Source organism: Streptomyces sp. NPDC028722, assembly GCF_040637655.1.
Taxonomy (GTDB): domain Bacteria; phylum Actinomycetota; class Actinomycetes; order Streptomycetales; family Streptomycetaceae; genus Streptomyces.
The window spans coordinates 1-5,854 of record NZ_JBEZWU010000071.1 but is presented as its reverse complement, the minus strand read 5'-3'; the positions used below and the strand labels follow the sequence as shown (position 1 = coordinate 5,854).

The window sequence follows — 5,854 nt, the reverse complement described above, 5'->3', positions numbered from 1 at the left end:
TGCCCCGCCCCGATACTCCCCGCACCCGCATGCCCCAACACCACCGCAACCTCACCCGACACCAACTCCAAAAGCATGCGCTTCTGCTCGTCGACGGTCAGGGCTGCGAGGCGGTCGGCCAGGGTCCCGCCCGTGGTGGCACCGGAGCCGGCCGCCGCGGTGCGGGCCGTGCGACGCGGTTGGCGGACCAGTCCGCGCAGCACAGGCGGCAGGTGTCCCGCCCGTGCCTGTTCCGCCAGCGCGGCGAAGTCGAGCTTCACCGGGACGAGCGTCGACGCCTCACCGGCCATGGCCGAGTCGAGCAGGGCCATGCCTTCCTCCGAGGCGAGCGGAAGCACCCCGCCCCGGTTCATGCGGGCCCGGTCCGACTCGCTCATCGTCGCGATCATGCCGCCGGACTCGGCCCACAGGCCCCAGGCCAGTGAGACGGCGGTGAGGCCCTGTGCGCGCCGCCACTGGGCGAACGCATCCAGGAACGCGTTCGCGGCGGAGTAGTTGCCCTGGCCCGGGGCACCGATCACACCGGCGGCGGAGGAGAACAGGACGAACGCCGAGAGGTTCATGTCGCGTGTCAGCTCGTGCAGTGTCAGCGCGGCGTCGACCTTGGGCCGGAAGGCGGCGCCGACGCGCTCCGGGGTCAGCCGCGGGATCACGCCGTCGTCCAGGACTCCTGCCGCGTGCACGATGCCGGTCAGCGGCGCCGCGGGCGAGATCTCCCAGAGGAGCTTCTTCACCGCCCTGCGCTTGGACATGTCGCACGCCGCCACGGTGACACTCGCTCCGGCCGCCTCCAGCTCGGCCGTCAACTCCTGGGCGCCGGGCGCCTCCGGACCACGGCGACTGGTCAACAGCAGGTGCCGTACACCGTGTTCGGCGACGAGGTGCCGGGCGACCAGACCGCCCAGCGTTCCGGTGCCGCCGGTGACGAGCACGGTGCCCTCGGGGTCCAGTGCGGGCCCGGTCCCGGTGTCCGGCGCGATGCGCACCAGGCGGGGCGTGTGCACGACGTCCCCGCGTACGGCTACCTGCGCTTCGCCGGTGGCCAGTACGCCGGCCACGGCCGGTCGGGAGGCCTGGATCTCGTCCACGTCCATGAGCACGACGCGATCCGGATTCTCGGCCTGGGCGGCGCGCACGAGGCCCCAGACCGCGGCCCCCGCCGGGTCGATCACCTCGCTGTCGCCGAGGACGCCGACCGCGCCGCGCGTCACGACGAGCAGGCGGGCCTCCTCGAGTTCCGGCGCGGCGAGGAAGGCCTGGAGGATGCCGAGGACGCGGCCGACGAGGCCGCGGACGCGTTCGGCGCTGACGACACCGTCGACGGCGTCGACGACCAGGACCTCCGGCATCGCCGCGCCGGACTGCACCAGATCCTCGATGTCGAGGGCCATGGTCACCGAGTGCGGGACGATCGCGGCGACGTCGGCCATCGCCTCAGCCATCGTGTCAGCCGCCGACGCGGCCCATTCGACGGCGAAGAGGGCGTCCGTGTCGCCGGGACCGGTCCGGCCTGCGGCCTTCACCTGCTCCGCCGCGACCGCGCGCAGGACGAGCGACTCGACCGACGCGACCGGGGCGCCCTCGCCGTCGGCGAGTTCGATCGTCACCGACTCGGGTCCGGTGGGCGTCATGCGCACCCGCAGCGCGGTGGCGCCGGAGGCGTGCAGAGTCATGCCGTTCCACGCGAACGGCAGGATGAGCTTGCCCTCCTCGGCCTTCCGCTCGGTGAAGGCTCCGCAGTGCAGGACCGCATCGAGAAGCGCCGGATGCAGACCGAATCCGGCGACCGCCTCGGTGTCGTCCGCCGGGAGCGCGACCTCGGCGTAGATTTCGTCGCCGCGGGTCCACAGGGTCCTGAGCCCTTGGAACAGCGGCCCGTACCGGTATCCGGCGGTCGCCTGGCCCGCGTAGAAGCCGGTCAGGTCGACCGGCTGCGCACCCTCAGGGGGCCAGACACCCCGGGCGGCAGCGGATACCGAGGCGTCGTCGCCCAGTTGTCCGCTGGCGTGGCGGGTCCACGGGGCGCCGGACTGCGTGTCGTCGGGCCGCGAATACACCGCGACCGGCCGCACCCCGCCACCCGTGTCCTCTCCCACCGTGACCTGGACGCGTACCGCTCCCTTGTCCGGGATCACCAGGGGCGCCTCCATGACCAGTTCGCGCAGGGTCCGCGCGCCGACCTCGTCGCCGGCGCGGATCGCGAGTTCCACCAGCGCGGCACCGGGCAGCAGGACCGTGCCGGACACCACATGGTCCGCCAGCCACGGTTGGGCGGCAAGGGACAACCGGCCGGTGCACACCACACCACCGGTGTCAGGAACCCCGACCACGGTGTCGAGCAACGGATGCCCGGCAGCCAGCGCCGGATCACCCTCCGACAGCGTCGGGTTCAACCAGAAACGCTGATGCTGGAAGGCATAGGTGGGCAGGTCCACACGGTGTGCGCCGGTGCCGGAGAACACCCGCTCCCAGTCGATGGCGACACCGCGCGTGTGCAGCCGCCCCACGGCGTTCATCAACGCCCGGTCCTCGGGCACGTCCCGACGGAGGGACGGTACGCAGTCCTCCGCCAGCATCCCGGTGAGGATGCCGTCCGGGCCCAACTCCAGGAAGGTGGTGACCTTCTGGTCCTTCATGGCTTGCACGCCGTCGTGGAAACGGACCGTGCCGCGTACGTGCTCCACCCAATAGTCGGGCGAGCACAACCGGCCTGCGTCCGCCACCTCGCCGGTCAGGTTCGACACCACCGGCAGGACCGGGGCGTTGTAGGTCAGCCCGGCCGCGACCTCGCGGAACTCCTCCAGCATCGGGCCCATCAACGGCGAATGAAACGCGTGCGACACCCGCAGCCGCTTCACCCGACGGCCGGGCAGGGCTTCGGTAACCGCCAACACCGCACCCTCAGCCCCCGACAACACCAGCGAGGTCGGCCCGTTGACCGCGGCGATGCTCACACCGTCCGACAGCAGCGGCGCGACCTCCTCTTCCATGGCCTCCAACGCGACCATCACGCCACCCGCCGGCAGCGCCTGCATCAGCCGACCACGCGCGACGACCAGCGTGGCCGCGTCCTCCAGCGACCACACACCCGCCACATACGCGGCCGTCACCTCACCGATCGAGTGACCGGCGAGGCAGTGCGGGCGCACGCCCCAGGACCGTACGAGGTGGTACAACGCCACCTCGACCGCGAAGAGAGCCGGTTGCGCGTACCCCGTCTCCTCCAGCAGCTCCCCGCCCTCGAAAATCACCGTCCTCAGCGAGCGGCCCAGCTTCCCGTCGACGGCCGCACACACCTCATCGAAGGCCTCGGCGAACAACGGGAAGGCGCCGTACAGTTCACGCCCCATCCCCACCCGCTGCGACCCCTGCCCGGTGAACAACACACCCAGACGGCCACGCACCACGCTCTCCGGGCGCACCGACGCCAGACCCTCCCGCGCCTCCGCCACCGACCCGGCGACGACCACCGCACGGTGGTCGAAATGGGCTCGGGTCGTCGCCAGTGAGTAGGCCGTGTCCGTCAGGCTCAGATAGCGGTGTCGTTCCAGATGGTCCGCGAGCTGCCGGGCCTGCGCGCTCACGGCGTCGGCTGTGCGGCCGGAGAGGATGAGAGGCACGCTTCCGCGTGTCACGGTCGGCTCCGGGATCTCGTTCTCGACGGATTCGAGAACGACGTGGGCATTGGTGCCGCTGATGCCGAAGGAGGAGACCGCCGCACGACGCGGACGGCCCTCTGTCGCCGGCCACTCCCGCGACTCCGTCAACAGCTCCACCGCGCCGGCCGACCAGTCCACCTTCGGCGACGGCTCGCCCACATGCAGCGTCTTCGGCAACACGCCGTGCCGCATCGCCTGCACCATCTTGATCACACCCGCCACACCGGCCGCCGCCTGCGCATGACCGATGTTCGACTTCAACGAACCCAGCCACAACGGCTCGTCCCCGGCCCGCTCCTGGCCGTACGTGGCGATCAACGCCTGCGCCTCGATCGGGTCACCCAGCGACGTACCCGTACCGTGCGCTTCGACGACGTCGATCTCGGACGGGGTCAGGCCGGCGTTCGCGAGGGCCTGACGGATGACACGTTGCTGCGAGGGGCCGTTCGGGGCGGTGAGGCCGTTGGACGCGCCGTCCTGGTTCACGGCCGTGCCACGGACGACCGCCAGGACCTGATGACCGTTGCGCCGAGCGTCCGACAGACGCTCCAGCAGGACAAGACCCACGCCTTCCGCCCACGCCGTACCGTCCGCACCCGCCGCGAACGACTTGCACCGTCCGTCCGGTGCAAGACCTCCTTGACGCGAGAACTCGATGAAACTGCCCGGCCTGGCCATGACGGCCACACCACCGGCCAGCGCGAGCGAGCACTCACCGCCACGTAGCGCCTGGATCGCCGAGTGCATCGCCACCAGCGACGACGAACACGCCGTGTCCACCGTCACCGCCGGACCCTCGAAGCCGAAGGTGTACGCCACCCGGCCCGAGACGATGCTGCCGGCCGCCACGGCCGCCTCGTAGTCGTGGTACATCAGACCGGCGAAGACGCCCGTACGGCTGCCCTTCAGCGTGGTCGGATCGATACCGGCCCGCTCCAACACCTCCCAGGACACCTCCAGCAGCAACCGCTGCTGCGGGTCCATGGCAAGGGCCTCACGCGGAGAGATCCCGAACAACGCCGGATCGAAATCCCCCGCGTCGTGGAGGAAGCCGCCCTCCCGGACGTAGGACTTGCCGGCCACTCCGGGAGTGGGATCGTAGATCCGGTCGACGTCCCAGCCCCGGTCCTCGGGGAACTGTGTGATGCCGTCGCGTTCCTCGGTCACCAACTGCCACAGGTCCTCCGGTGAGGAGACACCACCAGGCAACCGGCAGGCGGCGGACACGATCGCGATCGGTTCCGACGTGGCCGCAAGAGCCCTGTCGCGCTCCTCCTTGAGCTGCTCGTTCTCCGTGAGAGAAGCGCGCAGTGCCGCGACGAGCTTGTCCTCGGACACAGACATACTTGAGTTCCTCCGTAGCCGCGACGGGCTCAGTCGTTGGTGTTGCCCATCGCGCGTTCGATGAGGTCGGCGACGTCCATATCGGCGATCAGGCTCGACGTGTTCTGCCGTGCTTCCGAGGGGGCGGGCTTGCCGGCGCCGGGGGCCGCAGCCACAAGCGGCAGCAACTGCCGCAACACCCCCAGTTCTTGGAGCCGCTTCAGCGATACCGAGGCAAGGGCCTTGCGCAGCCCGGCCTCGTCGATCTCCGCGAGGTCCGGTGCTCCGGTCACCATGTCCGGGACCAGTTCCGCGCGCAGATGCTCGGTGATCGCGGCGGGGGACGGGTAGTCGAAGATCAGCGTGGCCGGCAGCCGCAGACCCGTCGCTGCGTCCAACCGGTTGCGCAGCTCCACGGCGGTCAGCGAGTCGAAGCCCAGCTCGCTGAACGCCTGTCCGGGCGCGATGCTCTCGGCGTCGGCATGCCCCAGCACCACGGCGACCTCGCCGCGGACCAGGTCCAGCAGCATCTCTGTCCGCTCCTCCGCCGGCAGTACCGCCAACCGGTCCGCAAGGGAGTCGACGGGGACGGGGCCGCCGGTGGAGGCGGCACGTCGGGGTGGACGGACCAGGCCTCGCAGCATGGGAGCCAGCCGATCCGCAGCGGCCTGTTCGGTGAGGGCCGCGAGATCGAACTTGGCTGCCAACAGGGCGGGTTCGTCCGCTGTCAGGCCGGCGTCGAACAGTGCCATGCCCTCCTCGACGGACAGAGCCCGAATACCACCACGGCTCATACGCGCCTGATCCGATACCCCCAGCGAGCCCGTCATCGCACTCGCCTCACCCCACAACCCCCAGGCCAGCGACACAGC

At 70.8% G+C, this 5,854-nt stretch carries 2 protein-coding genes; both read right to left on the bottom strand.

Going from position 1 to position 5,854, the window contains the following annotated elements:
* A partial coding sequence (locus AB0F03_RS37675) for a type I polyketide synthase (RefSeq protein WP_362000967.1) occupies nucleotides 1–5,003 on the bottom strand: 5,003 nt, incomplete at its 3' end.
* Between the two features lie 29 nt (nucleotides 5,004–5,032).
* The coding region (locus AB0F03_RS37670) for a beta-ketoacyl reductase (RefSeq protein ID WP_362000965.1) at nucleotides 5,033–5,854 on the bottom strand (822 nt) is incomplete at its 5' end.